The 23549-nt window shown below is 37.7% G+C and carries 21 protein-coding genes; 11 read left to right on the top strand and 10 right to left on the bottom strand.

Going from position 1 to position 23549, the window contains the following annotated elements; translation table 11 throughout:
- Window positions 1-18 precede the first annotated feature (18 nt).
- A complete protein-coding gene (locus tag GAB14E_RS06965; RefSeq protein WP_033083293.1) occupies window positions 19-492 on the top strand; it encodes a hypothetical protein in 474 nt (157 codons plus the stop codon).
- A gap of 137 nt (window positions 493-629) precedes the next feature.
- On the opposite strand, the gene GAB14E_RS06970 is transcribed toward GAB14E_RS06965, so the two are convergent.
- Window positions 630-1313, bottom strand: a complete 684-nt coding sequence (locus GAB14E_RS06970) for a PEP-CTERM sorting domain-containing protein (protein WP_033083292.1) — start codon at window positions 1311-1313, stop codon at window positions 630-632.
- Between the two features lie 493 nt (window positions 1314-1806).
- Between GAB14E_RS06970 and GAB14E_RS06975 the strand changes: the two genes are divergently transcribed.
- Entirely contained in the window at window positions 1807-2622 is an 816-nt protein-coding gene (locus GAB14E_RS06975) for a DUF417 family protein (protein ID WP_231562079.1), read from the top strand.
- 196 nt (window positions 2623-2818) lie between these two features.
- Here GAB14E_RS06975 and GAB14E_RS24250 read toward each other — a convergent pair whose 3' ends face one another.
- From GAB14E_RS24250 to GAB14E_RS06990, 4 genes are all read right to left on the bottom strand, one after another.
- On the bottom strand, window positions 2819-6046 hold the full coding sequence (locus tag GAB14E_RS24250; RefSeq protein WP_052093858.1) for a response regulator: 3228 nt from the start codon (window positions 6044-6046) through the stop codon (window positions 2819-2821).
- A 13-nt stretch (window positions 6047-6059) separates the two neighbouring features.
- On the bottom strand, window positions 6060-7028 hold the full coding sequence (locus GAB14E_RS06980) for an ABC transporter substrate-binding protein (protein ID WP_033083290.1): 969 nt from the start codon (window positions 7026-7028) through the stop codon (window positions 6060-6062).
- Between the two features lie 8 nt (window positions 7029-7036).
- Window positions 7037-7759: a hypothetical protein gene (locus GAB14E_RS06985; RefSeq protein ID WP_052093857.1), complete on the bottom strand. Its 723-nt coding sequence runs from the start codon at window positions 7757-7759 to the stop codon at window positions 7037-7039.
- A gap of 297 nt (window positions 7760-8056) precedes the next feature.
- A complete protein-coding gene (locus tag GAB14E_RS06990; RefSeq protein WP_033083288.1) occupies window positions 8057-8911 on the bottom strand; it encodes an AraC family transcriptional regulator in 855 nt (284 codons plus the stop codon).
- Window positions 8912-9012: 101 nt separating this feature from the next.
- On the opposite strand from GAB14E_RS06990, the gene GAB14E_RS06995 reads away from it, so the two are divergent.
- Together GAB14E_RS06995 and GAB14E_RS07000 are read left to right on the top strand one after the other, a co-directional pair.
- The gene (locus GAB14E_RS06995; RefSeq protein ID WP_033083287.1) at window positions 9013-9738 is read left to right on the top strand and encodes a glutamine amidotransferase-related protein; all 726 of its coding nucleotides are present in this window, start codon (window positions 9013-9015) and stop codon (window positions 9736-9738) included.
- Between the two features lie 70 nt (window positions 9739-9808).
- Window positions 9809-10516, top strand: coding sequence for an MOSC domain-containing protein (locus tag GAB14E_RS07000; RefSeq protein ID WP_033083286.1), 708 nt, complete (start codon window positions 9809-9811; stop codon window positions 10514-10516).
- 170 nt (window positions 10517-10686) lie between these two features.
- On the opposite strand, the gene GAB14E_RS07005 is transcribed toward GAB14E_RS07000, so the two are convergent.
- Window positions 10687-12213, bottom strand: coding sequence for a LytR/AlgR family response regulator transcription factor (locus GAB14E_RS07005; protein ID WP_033083285.1), 1527 nt, complete (start codon window positions 12211-12213; stop codon window positions 10687-10689).
- A gap of 172 nt (window positions 12214-12385) precedes the next feature.
- On the opposite strand from GAB14E_RS07005, the gene GAB14E_RS07010 reads away from it, so the two are divergent.
- Entirely contained in the window at window positions 12386-13891 is a 1506-nt protein-coding gene (locus GAB14E_RS07010) for an alpha/beta fold hydrolase (RefSeq protein WP_052093856.1), read from the top strand.
- Between the two features lie 172 nt (window positions 13892-14063).
- Here the strand turns inward: GAB14E_RS07010 and GAB14E_RS07015 are convergent, their stop codons facing one another.
- Window positions 14064-14636: a cytochrome b gene (locus GAB14E_RS07015; RefSeq protein WP_033083284.1), complete on the bottom strand. Its 573-nt coding sequence runs from the start codon at window positions 14634-14636 to the stop codon at window positions 14064-14066.
- Between the two features lie 85 nt (window positions 14637-14721).
- Here GAB14E_RS07015 and GAB14E_RS07020 point away from each other — a divergent pair, with 85 nt between their 5' ends.
- Window positions 14722-15624 (top strand): LysR family transcriptional regulator, encoded by a 903-nt coding sequence (locus GAB14E_RS07020; protein WP_033083283.1) that lies wholly within the window; start codon window positions 14722-14724, stop codon window positions 15622-15624.
- A 132-nt stretch (window positions 15625-15756) separates the two neighbouring features.
- Here GAB14E_RS07020 and GAB14E_RS07025 read toward each other — a convergent pair whose 3' ends face one another.
- The 3 genes from GAB14E_RS07025 to GAB14E_RS07035 form a co-directional block, all read right to left on the bottom strand.
- On the bottom strand, window positions 15757-17193 hold the full coding sequence (locus GAB14E_RS07025) for a hypothetical protein (protein ID WP_033083282.1): 1437 nt from the start codon (window positions 17191-17193) through the stop codon (window positions 15757-15759).
- A 125-nt stretch (window positions 17194-17318) separates the two neighbouring features.
- Window positions 17319-18170, bottom strand: coding sequence for a helix-turn-helix domain-containing protein (locus tag GAB14E_RS07030; RefSeq protein WP_033083281.1), 852 nt, complete (start codon window positions 18168-18170; stop codon window positions 17319-17321).
- 301 nt (window positions 18171-18471) lie between these two features.
- Window positions 18472-19302 carry a GNAT family N-acetyltransferase gene (locus GAB14E_RS07035; RefSeq protein ID WP_033083280.1) on the bottom strand — a complete coding sequence of 277 codons (831 nt, stop codon included), beginning with the start codon at window positions 19300-19302 and terminating at the stop codon, window positions 18472-18474.
- A 187-nt stretch (window positions 19303-19489) separates the two neighbouring features.
- On the opposite strand from GAB14E_RS07035, the gene GAB14E_RS07040 reads away from it, so the two are divergent.
- From GAB14E_RS07040 to GAB14E_RS07060, 5 genes are all read left to right on the top strand, one after another.
- On the top strand, window positions 19490-20338 hold the full coding sequence (locus tag GAB14E_RS07040; RefSeq protein WP_033083279.1) for a VOC family protein: 849 nt from the start codon (window positions 19490-19492) through the stop codon (window positions 20336-20338).
- Complete coding sequence (locus tag GAB14E_RS07045; RefSeq protein ID WP_033083278.1) at window positions 20338-20568, top strand: hypothetical protein; 231 nt, start codon at window positions 20338-20340, stop codon at window positions 20566-20568. The genes GAB14E_RS07040 and GAB14E_RS07045 overlap by 1 nt, the downstream gene beginning before the upstream one ends.
- A gap of 181 nt (window positions 20569-20749) precedes the next feature.
- Window positions 20750-21907 carry a P1 family peptidase gene (locus GAB14E_RS07050; RefSeq protein WP_081967859.1) on the top strand — a complete coding sequence of 386 codons (1158 nt, stop codon included), beginning with the start codon at window positions 20750-20752 and terminating at the stop codon, window positions 21905-21907.
- 88 nt (window positions 21908-21995) lie between these two features.
- Window positions 21996-22898 carry a LysR family transcriptional regulator gene (locus tag GAB14E_RS07055; protein WP_033083277.1) on the top strand — a complete coding sequence of 301 codons (903 nt, stop codon included), beginning with the start codon at window positions 21996-21998 and terminating at the stop codon, window positions 22896-22898.
- 200 nt (window positions 22899-23098) lie between these two features.
- A complete protein-coding gene (locus tag GAB14E_RS07060) occupies window positions 23099-23461 on the top strand; it encodes a hypothetical protein (RefSeq protein WP_033083276.1) in 363 nt (120 codons plus the stop codon).
- Window positions 23462-23549: the final 88 nt, after the last annotated feature.

Raw genomic sequence — 23549 nt, 5'->3', positions numbered from 1 at the left:
TTTATTGGGGTCTAACAATTGTCTAAACCGAATCCTAAGCTTCATAGTCTCAGTGAATTAGATGAGATCAATGAACTAATCAAACCTTTAAAAGCATTAGCCGATAGAGAACGCGCAGCTATTTATGGTTTGACTGGTTTGTTATATACCCCGCATATTGATGAATATATGCAGATCAGCATAAAGAAAGCAGAGATAATGGCTTGTTTAAAAATACAAGGGCTAATGGCATTAACTGAGGTTGAGTTAATTAGTGCCGCATTAGATAGTTTATATAAACGAGCAAAAAGTAATGCTGTTGTTGAGTATCAAGGAAACTCTTACCAACGACGCTTCTCACCGCTAAAGTTAAGTAAATCGGGCAAAATTGTTCGAAAATGGGCGAAATATTGGCTGCTACAATCGGTTAATGAGAGAATAGATCCGAATTGGGAATCTCAGGTGCGAGAACTTTGGCCATCTTATTTTGTCATTGGCAATGTTGATTTGTAGGCAGGTGTTTTTAACAACAATTTAAGACTTTTTATTTTGAATCAATGGCTTGTCATGTTTTACAAGCAAAAAACACCAGTTGTTACACCAGTGTTTTTACTAGGTCACAATTACAGTGTTAAAAAACCCTAAACGGATTAAGGTTTTTTACTTATGCGACGAGAACTTAAGCCCATCATAGCTAATGCAAAAATAGCAATGCTTGAAGGCTCTGGAATTTTAGTACCAAAAAACTCAATTTCACCCAGCTGATGATGAGAACCACTTACAACAGAAGTCGATTGATAGCGGAAGATGCTATAAGCAGTGTTAACGTGATAATCATCATTATTTGAGAATTGAACTACTTCAAAACGGTCAGCACCCCAAATAGATAAACTTTCAATATCATAAGCAAATAGCGTTGTGTAATTAATACCATCATTTGAACCCAAAATGCTCCATTGGTCTGAATCTCTACTTGCTACATCGTTTGCTGAAGAAAGTGTGAATATATCTAATATGTATTGATCTGAACCAAAATTAGCTTCAACCCAAACGCTTCCGCCATCACAACACCATTTACCATTACCCCCTGATAATATGTTATCAAAAACATTAAAGGCGTATTCACCACCGCCAAAACCCTGTTCCACACTAGAGCTAAACGTTGCATTATAGTTAACATTTGAATCGGCAAAACCATCATTTTCTGGGTCGGTTAAATCACCTCCAATTAAGGCACCAGTACCCGTGCCAAGAATTAAACTTGCGTTAGCTGTTGGAGTTAGAAAAGTCAGGGAGATTATTAATATAACAAGTGGTAGCAATGTAATTTTCATTTTGTATCCCTCTTTGTGTCTTTCAATTAATACAATGTTTGTAATTGTACAAGAGCACAAATCATGCCGGATTTATAAAGTAGAGTTACTGCAATGGTATGGGAACAAGCTTTAATAATGGATAAGTAACTATGTAAATAACCCTACCTAACCAACTGTTTGATTTTATTGTGTAATATTAACTATTGTTGGTAGTGGCTAAGTGAAATGGTTACTTAAACTTTATAATTGATGCAAACTACGTGGTGAAAAATACTGCTTTTTTATCGTGGTAAAAGTAGTTGTCACTAACTTATTTTTAAACACCGTTAGGGCTCACTTATATTGCGATGCAAATTCAAAATGATATAAAAGATTATTAATCGACTAAAGTAATAGTATTACAGTGGCAATAAAACCGAATTTATAAGTATGAAATAAAATATTGTTAATCAGGTCTTATGGGCACTTATATTTTTAACTCGTTTTGGATCTCCCTATGAAGCCGTTACACATGACTATTGTTTTACTGTTACTTGGTATTTCTACCGCGCTATTGGGTTTAAGCATAATGCTCTTGGGGCCCCATAAACATATAACCTTAACCACTGATTTTTATCTTATCACTGAAGTATTACCGGCCAATATATTTAATTTGTTAGCTGCACTTGCTTTGATTACTAGCGCTACTCTGGCTTTTTTATCTATAAAGAAGGAGAGCTTGATACCGATTTTAGGTTACGTATTGATTGCGACAAGTTTAGTACCTTTAGGTTCGTTATTGAGTAATTCAATGTGGATAGCATCAATGGGTGGTTTCCCTGTTATTGGCTCCGGACAAGGCGTTATTAAATATTTTGCTTTATTATCAATAGGGATATTACTTAGCAAACGTACACTTTCTCCGCGGATATCCGCTTGGCTCAGTATTTTTCCTGTGTTGCTAGTCTTGCTGTGGATTGGTGGCATGAAGTTCACCTTACTTGAAGCGCAAGGTATAGAAGCTTTAGTAAAAAGCTCGCCATTTATGGGCTGGATGTATGGTTTTTTTAGTATTCAAACTACGTCAAACATTATTGGCGTCTATGACTTAATCGCCGTGGTTTTGTTAATCTTAGCAATGTATTACCCTAAGTTGATTACTCCTGCTATTTTAATGTCGGGCATGGTTTTTGTAGTAACTCAAAGCTTTTTAGTGACGTTTCCTGGTTCATTATCAAGTGAGACAATATTATCAACGACAGGACATTTTCTGATTAAAGATTTATGGTTTTTGGTGTGCTTATTTTTTTATTATTCAGCGTTAATATCACTAGAGCAGAACAGTTAACGCTGCCACATCTATTTTCTAATTAATCTAGAGCTAATTAGGTCTGTCATATTTGGGTATATTACTTACTTTTTTTACAAAACGGACATTAGCTTTTGAGCTTCTAACGACAACTGTGAGCCGAAAGCTGGCGTTAACCTTTGCTTATCTAATAGTAATGGTTCTACACAGCGGACAATAAGATAATAGTCAATTTTTAAAAAACTGTATCGGTCTTTTTTTCTACATTATCTGCTAACCATTGTAATAACTTCACGCTCAACAAATCTGCATCTACAGGTTTAGATAAATAATCGTCCATGCCAGCATCTATACACTTTTGTTTATCATCAGCCATAGCATTTGCTGTCATGGCAATAATGGGTATTTTTTTGTTCAGCTCACCAGCACTAGCAGATCGTATTTGTCGACTAGCTTCATAACCATCCATCTCAGGCATTTGGCAATCCATCAGTACTAGATCGTAGCTCCGCGTTGTTTTATCTTGAGATAACGGCTCTTGTACTAATTTTTCTATACACTCCACACCATTGTTAGCAATATCAATAAAATGTAAACCCAGTTTATTAAGAATTCCTTTTGCTACCATTTGATTAATACGATTATCTTCTACTAATAATATTCGTTTATGTTTAATGCTTTCTAGATCTGAGTTGTTAAAATATTTATTTTTTGCTGGAACCAATGCTTTTAAATAATGCCTAGTCACCAGGGGATTTGCGTGCTCAAGTACTTCACCTCCTTTTGTCACGACAGATAACGCGCCAAAAATATCAGCAGTTGTTGCTGGTTTAGGAAAATAACAATCAAAGCCTAAATCAGCAAAATATCGAGCATCACCTATATGCCCCATTGAAGTCATCATCACTAGTTTCATTTGCTCAAAACGCTTATCATTCTTGATAAGTTTACCTAATTCAGCGCCGTCCATATGGGGCATTTGCATATCAAGAATCGCTACATCAAAAGGTGTCTTGTTTTCATTTCGATATTCTTGTTCACAAAGTAACAATGCCTGTTGGCCACTGTTAGCTTCAACAACCGTTGATCCCCAGTGCTCAAGTTGTCCTCGTATAACTTCTCTATTGGTTTCATTGTCATCAACGATGAGTAGTTTTAAGTTACTTATATCAACTTCAGGCATTACTCTTTGAGATTTAGTACTTTTTTGCAGGGTTACATAAAAATGAAAACAGCTACCTTGTCCTAATTTACTGGTCACGCTAATGTCACCACCCATTAAATTACAAAGTTTTTTTACAATAGCTAACCCTAAACCTGTACCACCAAACTTACGCGTTGTGGAAGAGTCTACTTGACTAAAGGAATCAAATAACAAAGAAATTTTATCATCAGGAATTCCAAGTCCTGTATCACTGATATTACAATTTAAACGCCATGAAGAGTCATCGTTAGGAAGTAACTCAGCATTAATAATGATTTCGCCTTTTGCTGTGAATTTAGTCGCGTTGCTGACGATATTAGATATGATTTGTCGCAGTCGACTAGGGTCTCCTTTTACTAAAGATTCTTCAATTTTTGTGACATCTAGGATGAGTTCAAGGTTTTTTACTTGAGCCTGTAGCCCCATAGCTTCAGAAAGATCACCAAGCATGCTGCGTAGGTTGAAATCAATATTCTCTAGTTCTACCTTACCGGCATCTGCTTTAGAGAAATCCAGAATATCATTAATTAAGTTGAGTAATGATCTCGCGCTCGACATCGCAACATTGACTCGATGCAGTTGTTCGTCATTTAAATCTGTATCTATGACTAACCCTAGCATACCAAGTACACCATTCATTGGTGTGCGTATTTCATGGCTCATACTGGCTAAGAATTCACTTTTTGCAATAACGGCTTGTTGTGCTTCTTCTGTTGCTTTTATAAGCATTTCTTCGTTGTTTTTTTGAGTTGAAATGTCCAGGTGAGTACCTACCATGCGTTTTGGTTTTCCATCCTCAAACCATTCCACCACTTTTCCTGAGTCAAATACCCATACCCAATGACCTGCTTTATGTTTCATTCGAGCTTCATAGTTATACCTTGAAGTTTTTCCACTCCAATGTTGTGCTAATAATTCATCTGAATGTTTTAGATCGTCTGGATGAGCGTGTTTCATCCATGTATTAATGTCACAGGGACTTAATTCTTCAAGGGTATAACCAATGATTTCAGCCCAACGCTTATTAAAGGTAATCTCGCCAGTTTGAACTTGCCAATCCCAAATGCCTGCGGCTGTACTATCAATCACCAGTGATAATTGGTTACTGCTTTCTTTTAGCTCAAGTAGCGCAGACTGCCTTAATTCAGATTCACGGTGTAAGTTTTTAATAGAAGTCATATTTTTTCTTAACTTACTTATCATGCTATTAAAACCTCTGCCCAAATCTCCTATCTCATCACCTCCTAGATCATCTATCTTATAATCCAATTCATATTGACCAATATCTTTAGTAAAAAGATGCAGTTTCTCTAATCGATGTAATAAAATCCTCCCTAATAAGAAGTAGAGCAATAGACTAATAACCAATACACTAACTGTACCCACAATAAAAATGTTTATACCTAATGTTTGAATAACTTTCAGTTCAACATTACGGTTGAATATTAATAGGGAAATAAGCTCTGTTTTACCTACGGTGAATAGTTTTTCGGAGAGGAGTTCATTGGGATTATTTTTATATTGACTGTTCTCATCATGCTTATTAGCGTTTGTATGTTTTTGATTGTAGCGTGCAATAATAACTTCATTTTCCCCATTTTTAATGATTGCGCCAATCAGTGAACTTTTAGAAGTCGCTAACTCGGTAATATCCGCATCTAATTGATTTATTACGATACGTCGCCAGTCGATACTAATGACTAGTTCACCAATAGCTTTACCTCGTTTACGTATATTAAGGCTGTACCACTGGGCTATACCATCTTCCATACCTATTTGGGATAAATATTCATCTTTACCAATGGAACTTATGCCCACAAAGTTGTTATTTGGTTGTACATATAAAGGGTGCAGATGAATATTTTGTAGTAATAGCTCCTCACCATTTATTCTTTTTTTATTACTATTACGCGTACTAGTAGAGAAAACAGTGCCGTCTAATTCTGTAACAAGAATATAATTAATAAAGGGATAAATTTCGATTAAGTCATTTAATTCTTGGCTGATACCACGATTTTCGAATAAACTTAATGCTTTATTAACCTGCCTATTACGAGCAATTATTTGGCTTATATCAGATATTTTTCGTTGTTGTTCACCGAGCTGAGAAGTAATGAAAGAAACATCACTATTCATGCCTTTTTGTATTGTTTGTAATCGGTCATATTTAAGATACGAAAAAACAAAAAAACCTAATGCGCTTATAACAAGTAGGGAAATTAATATGGATATTGAGATGATTTTAGGTAGTAGTTTCATTTAAATAGATTATTCACCGTGTCCATTGTATTTCAAAAGGTAAATGTTCTGGTACGTTAATGCCTAGCTTATTCATGCTATTCTTATTGAATAAGTAAGTTGGAGGCTGTTGTAATTTAGATTCAATGCTTTCGGGTAAAGCCTCATTTAAAAGAATATGTGCAGCCATTTCTCCTGCCATACTACCCAGCTGATAAAAGTCAGCGACAACACCAAAAGTTGCACCTTGCTCAATGCCTCTTTTATTCGCACTTAAAATAGGAATTTTATGTGTTAAGGAAAGCTCTATTAACGCCAGTTCCCCGCCCCCTTGTATTAAGGTATCAGTGGTAGTAATAAAAACATCAACTTTATTAACCAGCGTTGTAGCTTTCATTTTTAACTCTTTAATATTTTCCACCGAAACATCAGTCACCTTAATACCCTTTTTCTTAAAATAGCGATATAAGTTAGCGGTTTGAATTTTTGAATTGGGCTCGCCTTTACGATGAAAAATAGCGACACTCTTTGTCGTTGGTAGTACGCTTAACAGTAAATCAATAGAGTGAAATAATGGCACATAATTACTGGTGCCTACTAAGTTATTGCCTGAGTATTCAAAAGACTCTATTAAGCCAGAGTCAGCTGGGTAAGTTACAATTGAAAATACTATGGGGGTATTAGTTGAAATAACTTCTTTTATTATTGTTGTTCCTGGAGTTGTCAGGGAAAAAACCAAATCAATATTTTGTCTTTTTAAGTTGTTTGCAACTTTTCTTTGCAGTACTTTGTCGGCACCTATCTCACCTTGAATAAAAGTTAATTGCTTACCTTCTACCAGCCCTCTACTTGCTAATGCATCTTTAAAACCCTGCACACACTGAGGGTAACCTGACCAAGTTGCCAAACCGATTGTATATTCAGTCGCTAAAACCTTTGGGCAAAAAAGCATATAAATAAAAGAAAAAAACACAAAAAATGTTATACCTATATGACTTTTCATTGTATTGCCTACCATTTGATTAAATACTCCAAGCCCACTGCCATGTTGTTTACATCAGAGCGACGATACTCGTTTACACGAAACTCGGTGATAAAAAATAGATTCTCGATTATTCTATAACCAAGTTGAACCTCACCAACCATTGGGTTTTTGGGGACATTTTCTGGCAAGTTTTCATTAAAGGTATGGTCGATGAAGCCTGCCAAGTAAAGTCGGTTATCAAAAATTGGAAAGGTCATCCGAAAGACATGCTCCATTTGCCATACATTCTCAGGCACATTATCGAATTGTTTTAAATGGAAGTTAATTGACCAACTTAGGTTGATAGCCTTGAAGGCAGAGTTAAATATTTGGGTATCGTTTATCCGCCAGCGAAAACCTAATCGATGTCTGTCATTATCATCACCTGAGCGAAAATTCATTTGCAGCGTAAGATCAATCGGAGACTTTTCACTCATTTGCCAACGGATATTTTGCTCAGTGTAAAAAGTGTTGAGATCAGTTAATGCAGCTTCACCCTTTTCATTACCCAAGTTCGTTAAAGAAAAATATGAAAAGCGATTTTTGAGTTTCGCGCCAATATTAAACGTGATGGTATTATCATAATCAACATCAGACAAATAAGGATAAACATTCACATCGATAAAGCCGCCTGAGCTATTCTTATCCGCAGCATTAAGTTGAAAGTTAGCAACAAGCAATAATAAGCACAGTAATATCCGTATTAGCATCTCTTCCCTTAAAATAATAATTATCCATTGCTTTCATCAATATAGTCGAGATTCTAAAAAAATGGGAAAAATTTAACTTTAGACTTTAGACGTTTTAGCTTCCGCTACATTCATCGTGTTAGAGGGCACTTAAACTTCTACTGATAGCGTATGCTCTAGGTTGAAATCGCGCTTAACTATCTGTCGAATATTGTCCGATTTTAGCTCATAATTCATGAGCTAATTATTGATGCTTACGACCGCTTTGTCGGCTCAGCTGATGTAATTGTCCATAACGCTACAACATTCAACAATAAACTACTTAGCGTTTATTCTAGTGCCTAGCCTAAAGCCAGAATTGCGGTACTGCTGTGGTGTTTGTTTATATAAATTTTTAAAGGCATAGATAAATGATGAGTCGGAGTTATAACCAACTTTAAAAGCTACCTCTTGTACCGAAAGTTTGCTTTCCAGCAAGCTTAATGATGAAATTAAGCGCAAGTGCTGGCGCCAAAGCGGGAAGGTCATGCCTAATTCTTTGGTGAATAACCTTGATAAAGTCCTTTCTGATGCACCTACTTTTTTTGCCCATTCTGACAATTTGGTATCTCGTTGTGGATTTGTCATTAATGCCTTAAAAATAGTCATCAATCGTCGATCAATAGGTAAAATAAGTGTCATTTTATAAGATTGCCCAGCCGAGATTTGATCAATCAATACCGCAAGTAAATTACTAATCTCCTGCTCTGAAATTACCGAGTTATTGACACAATTTTTGATCTGTAAAATGAGTTCTCTTAGAAAAGGTGTTACGGATATTGCTTTAGTTGTTAATGGGTAATTTTTATTAAATCCTTTATTAAGCTCTTTATTAAACTCGGGGTTAAGTACAGGCTTAAGATAAATGCCAATAAATTGAGTATCAGTTAAAGCAAATGATTCATGGGGAGTATTGGCAGGGATAAACAACATGCCGCTATGAGGAATAACAAATTGGCTATTTGCCACTTTAGTTTGCACTATGCCCTCAAACGGAAAAATAATTTGGTGCCATGGATGCTGATGCCATTTATCAATATAACCTTTTGGCATTTTCTGCATTTTCGCCGTTACATTAAAATCAGCACTTTCACTAATCAATAGGTTAGCTTCTTTAGTTTGGCGGCTTGTCATTGTTTTATGTCTTAATGTAGATATTGTGATAATAAAAGCAATGTTAGCATAGGGTATAGTTTAAAAAATCTTAATTCGGCAATTGTTAGGGAGAGAAGTGAATGCAAGTGCATTTTATTATTCATGAGTCATTTGAGGGGCCAGGGGTCTTTTTAACTTGGGCGCAAGGGCTGAACTATACAATCTCTAGCAGCAAAATTTTTCTGGGAGAAAGTTTGCCTGTAGATAATAGTGCCATCGACTTATTAGTTATTTTAGGTGGCCCGCAATGCCCAGCAACAACCGAAAGAGAGTGTCATTACTTTAGCGCAGATAAAGAGATTGCCTTTATCCGTGCTTGTATAAACAATGACACAGCGGTTGTTGGTGTGTGCTTAGGAGCACAATTAATTGGTGAAGCCCTTGGTGCAACGTTCGAACAAAGCCCCGAAAGGGAAATAGGTTACTTTCCAATAACGTTAACAGACTCAGGTAAACAAGATGCTAAATTGGCTCATTTTAATGCAGTAGAAGTAGTTGGTCATTGGCATAATGATATGCCAGGTTTAACACCTAGCAGTAAAGTGTTAGCGACAAGTGCCGGTTGTCCAAGGCAGATTGTTGAGTATTCACCTCTAGTATATGGTTTTCAGTGTCACTTAGAGTTCACCGCTGAATCACTAACGGATTTAATTGCTGTATCAGAGCATGAATTTGACGATATCGGTCATCATAACTATGTACAAAATCCTGAAAGTATAATAACTAACAGCAACTTAGCTATGAATACATTATTGTTTGAATTCATGGATAACTTAGTACATTTTTATAATGATGATGTTGCTTGAATATCAATAACATTATCAATATCATCAGTAATACAGCAATAATTTAACCCTAACAAATAAGAGACCAGCCATGAAAAGTAAGCACTATTTAACAAATATTTACTGCGGAAAAGTGGCGCAGCGCTATGGTATGGAAACCGCCATAGACAAGCAAGTAGTTGAAGGTCCTGTATATTTATCTCTTGAAGGGTTAGCTGGTGATGAATGCGGGGATAAAATTCATCACGGCGGAGTAGAGCGCGCCTTGCACCAATATCCGGCCGAACATTATGCCTATTGGCAGAAAAAATACCAAAAAGCCTTTGACGAAAATAATGTAGAACAGGTGAATTGGCAAGCTGCGGGCATGGGCGAGAATCTTAGCTCATTGAGTATGACAGAAGAAACTGTCTGTTTGGGTGATCGTTATCAGTGGGGCGAAGCTATTATCGAAGTGAGTCAGCCACGTTCGCCTTGTTTCCAACTAAATAAGCGCTGGGGCATCGAAAATTTATCGGTCGACATGCAGGAAGTGAGTCGTTGTGGTTGGTTATATCGCGTTATTCAGCCGGGAATGGTAAGTGTAGATGAACCTCTGCAGTTAATTAACCGAGTTACTAATGCCATGACAATAAAAGCAGTGTGTGATGCTTTTTTCAATGACCCACTCAATAAAGAGGGCTTGTTACAGCTACAGAACCAAAGCACATTGTCGGACACCTGGATGGACAGAGTGCTGCATCGTATAGAAACTAATGAGGTTGAGAGTTGGAATTTTAGATTGTTTGGGCACGTGTAATATCAAATATTCAGTAATATTTTGATTTTAAAGGGGGTTATTATGAGTTCCGTCTTTCTCCATTAAGATGACTTGTTTGACAAAGCCATCTCTAGCTTTGCTTGAATGAAACAATAAATTATTGAGATTTGTGTCAAATAAAGTAAGGGTATTGTCATGACATTGGTAGATTAAATGTTATCAATCACACCACGCACCATGGGTAATATTCTTCTACTGACAGGCACTTCTTCACCATCTTTAAGTACTAGGAAACCATTGCTTGCTGTAGATGCTGTGCCTGAAGCTTTTGCCGTTCTAATTGATAAAATATAATCCAAATTGACTATGTAGGAACGATGCACTTTCATAAATGTACTGGGTAGCAGGCTTTCAATGCTTTTTAAACTGCCACTGTAAAGTGACTGCTGTTGATTGTTCAGGTGTATTTCTACGTAATCACCCGCTGCTTTACAGTAAGTAATGGTATCAGTTGGCAGTAATTCAGTTTTACCGGCGCTAGTGACTTTTAGTTTTTTTGGCGTTTTTTCTTGTTGATTCTGAGCTAACTTAAATTGCAGTTTACTTACCTGTTCTTCTTCAATTTTTCGTTTAGCTTGCTCACTAATCAGTTCATTGGCCTGTTTAACAAATAGGCAGGTCATCATGCCGGTAATTATGTAATAAAACAGCATGTCATGAAATATATTAAAGGTCAGCATTATGGTGAGGGTAAAAATGATAAATACCAGTAAGTAACCGAGCCGTTCCCTGGATCGTTGCTGTCGATATTTATTGGCTATTAACAAGGTAGAAAACAGACTTGGTATTAGAATAGCAACCGCGGTTTTTCCGTCAAAGCCGGGCATAAGGATAATGGCAAAGGCCATGGCAATAACGGTTAATAATAACCAGAGTTGGTGGTGTTTTTCTGTAAATTTATTCAGCGTATAGGTCAGTAAACACAAGCCAAACCCGGCAGATAACAAGACAATAAATATCAATCTTAAATCGTGTACCGGATAGGTATAGTTAAACAAACCGCGAGATATTTCAGCAAATAATTGACTGAAAGCAAAAAAGGCCATTAAAGAAAATAAGCCATAATTTGCTTTTTGTTTAGACCGTAGTGATAACACTAAGAAGTAAAGTGCGCCTAACAGCAGCGCACCAAATAATGTTAACGATATCCATATGTTTCGCTGGAAAAAAGAGATGGTCTCAGTGTATTCACCCAAGCCGATAAAATGAATGGGTACACCAAGTTGTAAAAAACCGTGATGGGCAGACAAATAAAAGATAACTTCATTTTCACCCTGTTTTATTAATTCTGGAGGCAGATAAAAACGTGCATCCATATTACCGATAAATTCATTTCGGGCCACTACTGCAGGAGTACCATTTTTACCTAAATATACGCCATTAAAGAATGCTTCACTGGAGGTCTTACCAAAAATATATAAGGCTAGCGGAAATTGCTGAGTTAAGCTTTTTTGCTTTATGTTTAAGCTTGCTTTTAACCAAAGTGCTTGCTGCTGAGGATTAATATCGTGTAGGTTTTTTAACTGACAGTCTGGCCTAGTAAAGATTGTTTCTAGATTGGATTCTTCATTAGCGGGACACACTAAAATCTTACTATTGTCTATTGAAATCAAACTTGTTGCATGGGCAGTAGTAACACTAACAGCCAAGACAATAAGCAAGATTCTTAAAAGCATAGATATAGTTAACACAGCAGAAATGTTGCCCCATATTAGGTTACCGTTTATCGGAAGTGCGCTACCGTTCAGCGGTTTTGTCAGGAAATTCAATACACTTTGCAGAATAACGCATGCATTTACCAATAGAAAGCATATTTAATAGTGGCAGACTAAATAAAAGGAAAGTCCCATGACACTCGAATATTCTAAAATACTTGCTTCAATATTATTTGCCACTACCGCTATTTTTACTCAGCTAACACAGGCATCCACTGATGATAAACAATCAATAGTATATGCCAACGAAACGGCGATAGTTTTTAAAACTATGGATGGTAAAACCACCGATGCATTTGAAGGGTTTATTCAAGTACCTGAAAATCGCAGTAAGCTTGATAGTCGTTTAATTTCTGTTAAATATGTGCGCTTTCCAGCAACTGGAAATAGCAAAGGCTCGCCGATAATTTATCTTTCAGGTGGACCTGGCGGATCGGGCATTATGACGGCAAAATATCCACGTTTTCGTTTTCCTTTATTTATGGCCTTACGTGAATTTGGTGATGTTATCGCGTTAGATCAACGCGGCACAGGTGCATCTAAATCGGCGGCCAAATGTATTTCTAGTCAAACACTGCCAATGACCAAGGTTTTAACCCAAAGCCAAGTAACCCAGCTATATCAGTCTGCGGCAAATGAATGTGTCGACTATTGGCAGAAAGAGGGGGTTGATGTTAATGGTTATACCACTTTAGAAAGTGCTGAAGATATTAATGCGCTTAGAAAGCACTTTAAAGCAGATAAAGTAACACTCTGGGGTATATCGTACGGCAGCCATTTAGCTTTGGCGAGTTTAAAAAGTATGCAGGGAAAAATTGATAAAATTGTAATTGCCAGTGCTGAAGGGCTCAACCAAACAGTAAAATTTCCGGCGCAAACTGATGCTTACTTTGGTCGATTACAACAAGCTATTAATACTCAGCCAGATGCTGCGCAGCTTTACCCTAACATCACTACATTAATGCATCGTGTTCATCAGCAATTAACAGAACAGCCACTGCTAGTACAAGTGCCACAAAAAGAGGGCGCTGCAGTAGATTTTCTTTTTCAAAAATATCATATGCAAATATTAGCTTCAGCCATGATTGCTGACCCGCAACGTGGCGTAAGTCAGCTATTGGCGTTATATCAAGAGCTTGATTCAGGCTCAGAGGTAGGCCTGATAAAAGTGCTCAGCCGTGGTTATTTTAATGACAATACCATCTCTTTTGAGTTGATGTCTTTTGCCATGGATATCGCTTCAGGTATTACTGAAACACGCTTAGCGCAAGTAAATCAACAAGCTAAGACCTCATTATTAGGCACCGCACTTAATTTTCCGATGCCACATTTAAACAAAGCGGTTAAAGGTTTAGATTTAGGTGATGACTTTCGGACATACCCAAAAAGTGATGTACCGACATTATTACTAACCGGCACATTGGATGGCAGAACCTATATTGATAGTCAAAAAGCAGCAACCAAAGGTCTGTCTAATTTAACCCAAGTGATGGTCGTTAATGCAGGCCATAATCTCTTTATGTCTTCGCCAAAAGTAACAGCAGTGATTAAAACTTTCTTAGCCGATGAGAAAATTAATACTAAGGAAATCATTATTAAATTACCTTCGTTTGTTCCTAGAACAAAAACAGCCAGTTAATATTTAGTTAACCTGAACTCTGGATGATGGGGAATATTGAGCAAAGGCTGCTTATCCAGAATTCAGCTCAGTTAATAAGCAGAGCAGGGGTACCGGTCTGCTTATTTTTCTTAGTTGTAGTCAATATTGACTAACAAAGGGTAATATCACTTGCCGATTAGCAAGTAAGGGGCTACTCACTCTTTGTTTTTCTATCTGGCCACATAGAACTAAATACGCCATCTCTTTTGACTAAACCATGAAAAACTGCAGCAGCAATATGCAGAACAACTACCACCATTAATGTCTGCACGCCTAATTGATGAAAGCTACGTATCATCTCAAAGCTGCTTTGTTGATAACCGGTAAGAGTGGCGAGGTTCAGCTGACCAAACCAATAGACCGGAAGTTCATGTGCTCTAGCGCTTAAGTAGCCAGTGACAGGTACGTAAAACAGCAACGAATATAATGTTAAATGCCCCACTTTAGCGCCAACATTGGTTAGTGGCGCTAATTCATGTTTTGGTCTTGGTGATTTAAAGATAAACCTCTTACAAAAACGTATTACAAATAATAGGAAAATTACACTGCCTATTGAAGAGTGCCCCGTTAACATCTCAATTTTGGCCGCATCGGTATTTGCTTGTGCAAAACCAAAGGTAGCCATAAACATTAAAATTACTAAGGCAGCCATTAACCAATGCAGCCATTTGTAGCCTTTGTCATAGGTAGTGGTCTGTTGATTGTTATTTATTTGATCGATCATGTCTTTGCTCCTAAAAATATCTTGGCGAACTATAACTATTGTTTAATAATTAATAATCAGCCTATTTATCAAAAGATTGTTTTTTATGGCGAACAATGATTTAAACCAAATTCGTATTTTTGTCTCAGTTGCTAATTTGAAAAGTTTTACCAAAGCGGCGGAAGTACTAAAAATAGAGAAGTCGACGGTGAGCGCTAAAGTATCGCAACTTGAACAACGCTTAAACATTCGTTTATTGCAAAGGACTACTCGCAAGGTAAGTTTGACCGAAGCGGGAGAGCAATACTTATCGTATTGTCTAGCGGCATTAGAGCAGTTAGACAAAGGTGAGCAATTTATCAATGAGTTAAGCGAAACTCCACAAGGTTTATTGCGTGTCTCTATCCCGCAAAATATGGCGGAAGTATTACTTAAAAATGTTATTCCTAAGTTTCTGAAAGAGCACCCTAAAGTTCAACTTGAGATAATCCAAACGTCAAAATCCCCTGACTTGCTAACCGATAACTTTGATTTAGCCATACTCTTTGGTGATCACGATGTGGTGGATAGTAGTTTTATATTTAGAAAAATTCATCAGTCTGATTGGATCATTGTGGCCAGTAAAGAATATTTAGCGGCTCAACCAGTCATCAAAGATATAGAACAACTGAGCTCATTAGATAATATTGCTTTACTAAGTGAGGGTGAAAATACTTATAACATTCTCACCCCGCATATCACTTGGCAAGATAAGAGGGTTGTCTTTGAACCACGCTTTTTAATAAATAATATGGGCAATGTTATTCAAGCTGTCAAACAGCATATTGGTTTTGCTGTTGTGCCGAAAAACATGGTGTTGCCCCATATTAAATCCGGGGAGCTGGTACAGTTATTTGATCAGGTTTCCTTGCCCAGTACCGCAGTTTATTTAGTTTATCCAAGTAGAAGCGGCCAACCTGCTAAAGCGAAAGCATTTGTTGAGGCCATGATGGAGTGGAGCAGTATTTAAAGGCAGAGATTTTATCGGTAGTGTGGCTAAAATAAGGTTAGTGAATAATTAGCGTAAATAAATAAACACAAATAAATAAAGGCGCTTAAGTGGTTAACTTAGCGCCTTTATTCATTTGTGTTTAATTTGAAGTTATTCCGCTGATGGAATGGTGGCGATCAGCTCTTTTGAAACCATTTTAGCAATTTTAGATTGATGCCTACCCAAACGGTCTTTTAACCGTAAAAAGGCATTATGATTTTTTTGTGAGTCGTTACTGGTTTTTTGAATTTGTTTCAATTCAAATTCTGATGGGAAATTTGGAGTAATATTGGGTTCAGCAACACTATAACTATATTGCCACTCTGGTAGTTCAGGTACATTGCTAATTAACTGCTTGTATTGCGCTAAAGAACTATTATAAGTTGATACACGGCGTGCTTGCTCGTTTTTATCAATATTTTTATCGTGTGCAGACGTTGATAAGTAGTTTAGTTCACTGTGTTTTTTCTTAACATTAGTATTAAATCGGCTAACCAAGCGCTGGATATTAGTATCATTTGACACTTGACGAGACATTGTCATTTTTACCCGGATATCAGTAACGTTTTGTGACTCAACTCTATGTTCCCCTACCCAGACAATAGCACCCGTTTTCACATCAATTAATTTAGCATTTAAATAGCCAAAAAAACCAGGTTGAGTAATGGTTGCAACTTGTTTTTCGTACATAGCATCGATTAAGCCAGGATGTTCAGTAAAGAGCGTTTGTACTTCATCTTGCTCGGCTATGTACAACTGGCGATCTGATATTGGGTTAATATCAAAACTGTTAACTTGTAAAATGTAATCTGCTTGGTTTTTACCTTCTTGAGCGGCGCGAATAAGTTCAGAAATATCGACTAATTCATTATCACCCGCTTCACGAGTACTACCTGATGAATCAATGGCATAACGGTTTTCAGCAGCTTCCATTTCACCAATTAAATCTTGATCTGAAATCAAGCCATTTTTATTTTGCTTACGCAAACGACTGACTTCAGCGTCTAAGGCTTTACTATTATTTTTATCAGATTTTTTCTCACGGCGATCACGTAGCTCTGCTTCAAATTTAGATCTATCCATAACGGTAAAAGATTTACGCAACAGAGACTTTTCAATTTCTTGTTCGGCTTTGTTAAAGTATTCAGCGGTACTAAAGGCGACATCGGCTTGATTCAACTTCAATGATTCACTTTCGGCTAAATCTCTATTATTTTGTACCTGATTACTGCGCCAATTACTGTTACGAAGTTTATTTTTTAACTCTCTATTTTTTTCTTTGCGTTGTAATTCAATCGGCACACTGATCACTACTCGCGCATTCTCTTGCACAACAAAATCTTTTTTCGAAATTACGTTATCGTTAAGCTCTTCTTGAGAAGTATCAGTTTTAACAATCGTGAAGTTAGTTGAAAGATCTTCATTTTGGGGTTTGGCAGGCGCATTAACCGCTATCGCTGCTGGGGCTTGTTCAAGTGTTGGGGCTGTTAAGCCACAGCTAACCGCTATCAGTGACAGTGGCAATAATACTAACAGAGATTTTTTCATGTAGGAGCCTATTTAGTAATTTAGTGCTCCTTTGAAATTAGTACTAAATTAGCAGATAGTGAAGCTAGAAACGAAAAAAACATTAACTTTTTTCAGTTAAAAATAGGTTAATTAATCTTGCATATTTATGTTTCTACTACACCACCATATAGGTCAATGGTGAAGCCTCTTTGCTTGGCATAATCTTGCGGTGTTAAGCCTATTTGTTTCTTTAAATAGCGAATCAAGTGCGGTTGATCGCTAAAGCCAAATTGATAAGCAATATCGACCCAATCAATGTCACTTTGTTTACGTTGATAAAGATATTCTAAAATGGCTTCTAATCTGTTCATTGATTGGCATTGTTTAAGTGTTATTCCGGTTACTTTTAAAAAACTGCGTTCTAAAGTACGTTGTGAGCAGAATAAAGCTTCACCTAGTTTGTTGATTGCGGTATCTGCCAATAAAGGCAGTGCCCGTCTGGTGAGTTCGCTGTATTTATCTTCAAGGCAATGAGCAAACCAAGGCGTTAATAATTCATCTAACATAGCGCAGCACTGATCAGCGGATGAACTGGCTTGGGCAAGTAACTGAGATTCATTTATATCGGTAGCGCCAAGAATATTTTTAATGTTTATTGGCTGAATAGTATCTAGCAGTGCAGGGGTAAAATTGAGCTGCTGTAACGAATACAAAGCGCCAACTTTGAACTTAATGCCAATACACGCAAATGTTTTAGTGTGCTCTAATTCAATGGTTTTACAATACGGGTACAGTAAGTGGCTGCCCTTGCCCTGTGATACCTTATTGTTTAGCTCATTTTGCCTTTCATAATGATAACTTTGCTCTGCGGGTAATAATATTAAATGTGCAGCGGGATCAGGATTAAGTTTGGGCCGCTCAATATTATCGTTATTAGCATCTCTTTCAAGATACCAATAACATTCGATATATTTAGCAACCTTTGATGAACAGGGTGGTTTTAACCAACGAATCATCACACTCTCCAATAATACCATCTTGACTAAGTTTCTGCTCACTCAGCGAGAATTAAAAGGCTTAGAGGCAAGGCATTGATTGAAGAGAATGGTTATTCTCTTGTCAAAATCAATAACGCAGCATGTAAGCCTTTTAAACTTGCCCTTCGGGAGATTGTCAGCAATTCGATAACCGCAATGAACTTCTTTCATATAGAATAACTATAATGTAAAAAATTCAATTTGTTCTCAAACCGCTGACAAGCTCTGAATGGGAACAAACTTAATCAAAAAGGTATGAAATATCCTCTGACTAACTGGTTTAAGAGGAGGTGAATTCAAATTGTACAATTCGATTATCTGCAACAAAACCAGCACTAGTAATGGCTTTTTGTGCGGCAATATTACTGCTTTCAGTAGAGCAAATAGCTTGTAAGCCTTGTTGTTCTGCGTGTGTTTTTAAATAATGTAATACTCTTTTTGCCATACCTTGGCCACGTGCGGATTTAGCAACAATCATTCCTAATTCAGCATACTCTGTTTGGTAATGGTCGAACAGTCGACATTCTCCTGCCGCTAACAATTCACCCTTATGCCAATAAGCAAAAAGCTCATTTCGTTTAATTAAATTATGATAATAACCGCTTAGCCATTCTTGTGGTGCGCCAATAGCTGCCATGGCAAACTCTACTAGCTCGGCAAGCTGCTGCTCTGCCACTTGCTGCATTGCAATTGGCTCAATGGCTTCACTGGGAATAACTGATTTTTCTAGCGCTTGTTGGTACATCAATGCATTCACAGTAAAGGTTGTTGAGTTATCTAAACATAAAGACAAATAACTCGGCTCTGCAGTACTGACAAAAGCACCTTTCACTTTGCCAATGACTTTACTGTTTTGTTGGGCAATTAAGGTAAAAAGTTTTTTTGCGTTAGTTTCAGCATTTGGCTGTAGATAAAATTGCAGCATATAGCCTTCTTCATTAATACAGCAAAAGCCTAGCAAGGTGGTATTAATATAGAAGCCAAAATGTGTAGCCATAGGCACAAAAGCAAAATGCCACATACCATCTAACGGCGCGGTCGACTGGGTAAAGTATGTAGCTTTTAGTGCATTCAATTCGTTGAGTGAAACAATTTTTTTAATGGCTAACATGGTCTGTACCTGCTTAATGATTGGAGAGTGATTTAAATCTCATTCTGCTATGCGGTGAATATTAAGCCCTTGCTCACAGCAAAGATTGAACAAAAGCGACAAACCGTATTTTTGTTACTGGCTAAAATATAGACTTGTTGATAAAACAACGTACAATCAAGTAACATTTTTAGAGGGAAATAATATAATGAAAACAATAAGTAAGTATGGGCTGGCTTTGCTTTTTCCACTGATACTATCTACTACTTTTGTCGCTGCTGAACCCGTGCAGCCGACAGAGCAGGTAGCTATGCAAGCACAACTCGGCAGCCTGGTTTGGGCCGACTTATATACGGGTGATGTTAACGCGTCACTCGATTTTTATACCAAGACTTTTGCTTGGACAGTAAAAAAATTTGGTAAAAATAGCGCTAAATATCACATACTTTATGATGGCGAACAGCCCATTGCGGGTGTTTTAGGCCGTTCTGCAGAGCGTAATAAAACCGATAATGCCCTTTGGATTGGTAGTATTGCCACAAATGATGTGCAAGCTAATGTCGATAGAGCAAGTCAAAATAAAGCAACTATTCTTATGCAAGCACATGATTTTGCACTTTATGGCAAACGTGCAGTAATTGCCGATCCACAAGGTGGCGTAATTGCGCTGCTTGATTTAAATGAAAACAATAAAGTTCATCAAAAAATCAGTAATAAGTGGGATTGGGCACAGCTATTTAGTGTCGATATCCAAAAGGCCGCCACCTTCTATCAAAGTAGCTTTAATTACAGTATTGAAAAAGTAGCACCACAGCAAAGTAGTCTTTATTTAATACAACAAGATGAAATACAAGCCAGCATTGTTAAATTGCCAGCGGCTTTTGAGCAGCGTGATCGCTGGGTTAACTTTGTTGAAGTAGAAAATTTAGCCAAGACTTTAGCGACAGCGGTAAAAAACGGCGCTGAAATTATTCATCAACCAGAAGGTGATGCCTTGGCCATTATTGCCGATCCTAACGGCGCCTTTCTAGGCTTAACTGAGCAGGAGAGTGAATAATGAAATTGATTAAAATTACTTTTATCGCACTTAGTGTTTTTCTGGCTGGCATTACGTTATCAGGTTGTGAAAACACCCATGTTAGCGGCTCAATGAGTTATGGCATGGGCATGGGAGGAGGTTATCCTATGTATTATGGTGCCGGTTATCCTCGACATACCAGTGTGGTAGTTGTTAGGCCACCAAGACAACACAGATCTAGATCAAGACCGTCTCGCACCAGAAGATAGCATAAACCTAAATTATACCAAATAGCCTCAACACCGAGGCTATTATTTTTCGATTACTATTGAGTAATCTCTTTGCTACATCTTTAATCATCTTCTCAATTGCTTTAAAACGCTAAGCTGTTAGCGTGAACTAATGAATAGTAAAGAATAGGCAAACCGGCTCTGATATGGATATAAATAAATGAAAATACGCACAAAATCGCTATTAATCTTGGCGATTACTTGTATAAGCTTGCCTAGCCTAGTTATTAAAGTTTCGGCACAAGAGCAACAAATACGCGCTAGAGATTTGGGCATAAGTCCGGGTATTCTACCAACGGGTAAATTGAACGCCATAACCGATGTGACAGGCGTTAGCGTTGGCCATTTCACCTTAATTAAAGGTGACTCTATTCGCACGGGTGCCACTGCTGTTCTTCCTCATAGCGGTAATATTTATCAAAACAAAGTGCCTGCAGCCATGGTTATTGGTAATGGTTTTGGCAAAATGACGGGGTATAGCCAAGTGAGCGAACTTGGTGAAATAGAAACGCCGATTTTACTAACCAATACTCTCAACGTAGGTAATGCCGCCAATGCGATAGTGCAATGGACATTAGCACAGCCAGGCAACGAAAAAGTACGTTCGGTAAATCCCATTGTTGGCGAAACCAACGATAGTAAATTAAATGATATTCGTGGTCAGCATCTTACCAGCAATATGTTCAAACAAGCGCTCGATAATGCTAAAACAGGCATAGTAAAAGAAGGCACAGTTGGCGCCGGAACTGGCACCGTTGCGTTTGGTTGGAAAGGCGGTATTGGCACATCTTCAAGAGTGCTCCCTCAATCTTTAGGTGGTTACACCGTTGGTGTATTGGTGCAAAGTAATTACGGCGGGATTTTACAAATGAATGGCGTAGAAGTCGGTAAAAATCTGGGCCAGTATTATTTAAAGGGCAAGATTAATAACGACTCAGCCGATGGCTCAATTATGATGGTAGTGGCGACCGATGCGCCGCTTTCAGACCGTAATTTAAAACGCTTAGCCACTAGAGCGATGACCGGATTAGCGCGTACAGGTAGCTCAATGAGTAACGGCAGTGGTGATTATGTCATCAGTTTCTCTGTTGCTGAACAAGTCAGGCGTACCAAAAGTAGACGAAATCAAATGAGCAGCTTTGCCGAAGTGCCAAATAATAAAATGACGCCCTTGTTTCAAGCGACCATTGAAGCAACCGAAGAGGCAATTTATAACTCGCTATTAATGGCCACCACAGTAACCAGTAAAAATGTTATTTCGGGAAAAAGCGTTACCATCCATAAGTTGCCAATAGATAAGGTTAAAGCTTTACTCTAAGTTTTTATAACGACAATCAACCCCTAGATTAGAAAATAGATTAGAAAATAGGCTAGAGCATAGAATTAGACGACAGGTAAGAACATAGATGCGAATCAGACATATTGAAGTATTTAATGCCATTTACAGCCTAGGCTCTGTCTCAGCTGCTGCGCGGTATTTACATATCACCCAACCAACGGCAAGCAAGGTATTGAAAAATGCTGAGCACTACCTTGGTTATCAGCTTTTTATTCGTGTTGATGGCAAACTAATTGCCACGCCCGAGGCTGAGATTCTCTATAAAAAAACCGCCGAAATTAATAAGCAGCTTATCGAGCTGAAGCTGTTGTCAGAAAACCTGAAAAATACTGGCACAGGTAAAATTAGAATCGCCGCTATTCCCGCTATTGGTATTGAATTTTTGCCCAGAGCTATGCAGGCATATCAGCTCCAACACCCCAATGTGAAATTCGAAATTCAGCTCTATCAAAGTCAAGACGTGGTTAAGGCGCTATTCTCACATGACAAAGATATCGGTATTTTATTTGAAGGTGAATCATACCCAGGTACAACACAGACTCATTTAACCCAAGGGCAGTGTGTTTGTGTCTGTGCGCCAGATACTTTGACCGATAAAAATACCGTATCTATGGCTGAGATCGCCGAACAAAATATTATCAGTATGGAAAACAGTGGTCCGCTCGAACATATATTTCACCGTGAATTTACCAGAGAATCACTGACAAAAAATAGCGCCAATATCACAGCGCAAACTTATTTAGTCGCTAAAAATCTCGCTGCTTTAGGTACGGGGGTCGCGGTGATGGACGAGTTTTCTGCGCGCACAACTTCCTATGGCGATATTGCCATCAAGCCGGTAGTGCCAGCACTGCACTACCAAGTTATTGCCATGACTTTAGAGCAAACATCGTTATCGGTTGATGCCGAGCGCTTTGTTCTCTTTCTTACTGAGTTTTTATCTGCTGAAGCTATTGCAGGGAAAAATTAAGGTGGCGATTCTTAGTCTTGGGGGGGGGGATCTTAACTGAAGTACTAATGAAGCCAAGGTTACTTTGTGTGCCTTGCCGACGTTAGCTTCAAGTCTATTTTCCATATACTTCCTAATATTTTTTATGATGTTACTGAGGTGACTACATAATAATATGTTATATTTCGGTCCGTAGATTCGATTGTCACTCAAGGGAAAACATGAAAAAAATACTTTTAACAGTTTTGGTTTTGCTATCAACAATGGCTAATGCTGGTTTTGGTAGTAAAGCGACGACTAATGTTGAAAAAATAAAAAAGATTGATATTCAAATAGCAGGGGATGATGCGTATTATTATTTCACCTCGGAAGATGGAAATTGGAGCTCTAGTAATTGCCCAAACGCGACAACTGCCTTTTTAAAAAGCTCTACCGTTGGCGCTGATGCGATACTTTCAGCAGCAATCGCAGCTAAAATGTCAGGAGTAAAAGTACAATTTAGAGGTGTTTGCGGTAATGGGGGGGTTGGTGGTTCAAGTGATATCTACCTATATGTTGACTACTTAACTTTAAGTCCAATATAAGTAATTCAAAAGAACAAAAAACAGTTGTCTTTTGCTCTATCGTTGCTAATTTTAGCCAACGATGTTCTTACTTGTTAACAAGGCGTTA

The organism is Colwellia psychrerythraea, from assembly GCF_000764185.1.
Lineage (GTDB): Bacteria > Pseudomonadota > Gammaproteobacteria > Enterobacterales > Alteromonadaceae > Colwellia > Colwellia psychrerythraea_B.
Note: the sequence above shows the minus strand (reverse complement) of the source record. Positions and strands in the feature narration are given on the sequence as shown.

What these genes read in the sequence shown, in the direction of transcription:
- GAB14E_RS06990 (WP_033083288.1), bottom strand. Translation starts at nt 8,911, where the DNA reads ATGACAAGCCGCCAAACTAAAGAAGCTAACCTATTGATTAGTGAAAGT.
- GAB14E_RS07005 (WP_033083285.1), bottom strand. Translation starts at nt 12,213, where the DNA reads ATGCTTTTAAGAATCTTGCTTATTGTCTTGGCTGTTAGTGTTACTACT.
- GAB14E_RS06985 (WP_052093857.1), bottom strand. Translation starts at nt 7,759, where the DNA reads ATGCTAATACGGATATTACTGTGCTTATTATTGCTTGTTGCTAACTTT.
- GAB14E_RS07025 (WP_033083282.1), bottom strand. Translation starts at nt 17,193, where the DNA reads ATGAAAAAATCTCTGTTAGTATTATTGCCACTGTCACTGATAGCGGTT.
- GAB14E_RS07060 (WP_033083276.1), top strand. Translation starts at nt 23,099, where the DNA reads ATGAAAAAAATACTTTTAACAGTTTTGGTTTTGCTATCAACAATGGCT.
- GAB14E_RS07045 (WP_033083278.1), top strand. Translation starts at nt 20,338, where the DNA reads ATGAAATTGATTAAAATTACTTTTATCGCACTTAGTGTTTTTCTGGCT.
- GAB14E_RS07050 (WP_081967859.1), top strand. Translation starts at nt 20,750, where the DNA reads ATGAAAATACGCACAAAATCGCTATTAATCTTGGCGATTACTTGTATA.
- GAB14E_RS07035 (WP_033083280.1), bottom strand. Translation starts at nt 19,302, where the DNA reads ATGTTAGCCATTAAAAAAATTGTTTCACTCAACGAATTGAATGCACTA.
- GAB14E_RS07015 (WP_033083284.1), bottom strand. Translation starts at nt 14,636, where the DNA reads ATGATCGATCAAATAAATAACAATCAACAGACCACTACCTATGACAAA.
- GAB14E_RS06970 (WP_033083292.1), bottom strand. Translation starts at nt 1,313, where the DNA reads ATGAAAATTACATTGCTACCACTTGTTATATTAATAATCTCCCTGACT.
- GAB14E_RS07030 (WP_033083281.1), bottom strand. Translation starts at nt 18,170, where the DNA reads ATGATTCGTTGGTTAAAACCACCCTGTTCATCAAAGGTTGCTAAATAT.
- GAB14E_RS06995 (WP_033083287.1), top strand. Translation starts at nt 9,013, where the DNA reads ATGCAAGTGCATTTTATTATTCATGAGTCATTTGAGGGGCCAGGGGTC.
- GAB14E_RS24250 (WP_052093858.1), bottom strand. Translation starts at nt 6,046, where the DNA reads ATGAAACTACTACCTAAAATCATCTCAATATCCATATTAATTTCCCTA.
- GAB14E_RS07020 (WP_033083283.1), top strand. Translation starts at nt 14,722, where the DNA reads ATGGCGAACAATGATTTAAACCAAATTCGTATTTTTGTCTCAGTTGCT.
- GAB14E_RS07040 (WP_033083279.1), top strand. Translation starts at nt 19,490, where the DNA reads ATGAAAACAATAAGTAAGTATGGGCTGGCTTTGCTTTTTCCACTGATA.
- GAB14E_RS07010 (WP_052093856.1), top strand. Translation starts at nt 12,386, where the DNA reads ATGACACTCGAATATTCTAAAATACTTGCTTCAATATTATTTGCCACT.
- GAB14E_RS06980 (WP_033083290.1), bottom strand. Translation starts at nt 7,028, where the DNA reads ATGAAAAGTCATATAGGTATAACATTTTTTGTGTTTTTTTCTTTTATT.
- GAB14E_RS06975 (WP_231562079.1), top strand. Translation starts at nt 1,807, where the DNA reads ATGACTATTGTTTTACTGTTACTTGGTATTTCTACCGCGCTATTGGGT.
- GAB14E_RS07055 (WP_033083277.1), top strand. Translation starts at nt 21,996, where the DNA reads ATGCGAATCAGACATATTGAAGTATTTAATGCCATTTACAGCCTAGGC.
- GAB14E_RS07000 (WP_033083286.1), top strand. Translation starts at nt 9,809, where the DNA reads ATGAAAAGTAAGCACTATTTAACAAATATTTACTGCGGAAAAGTGGCG.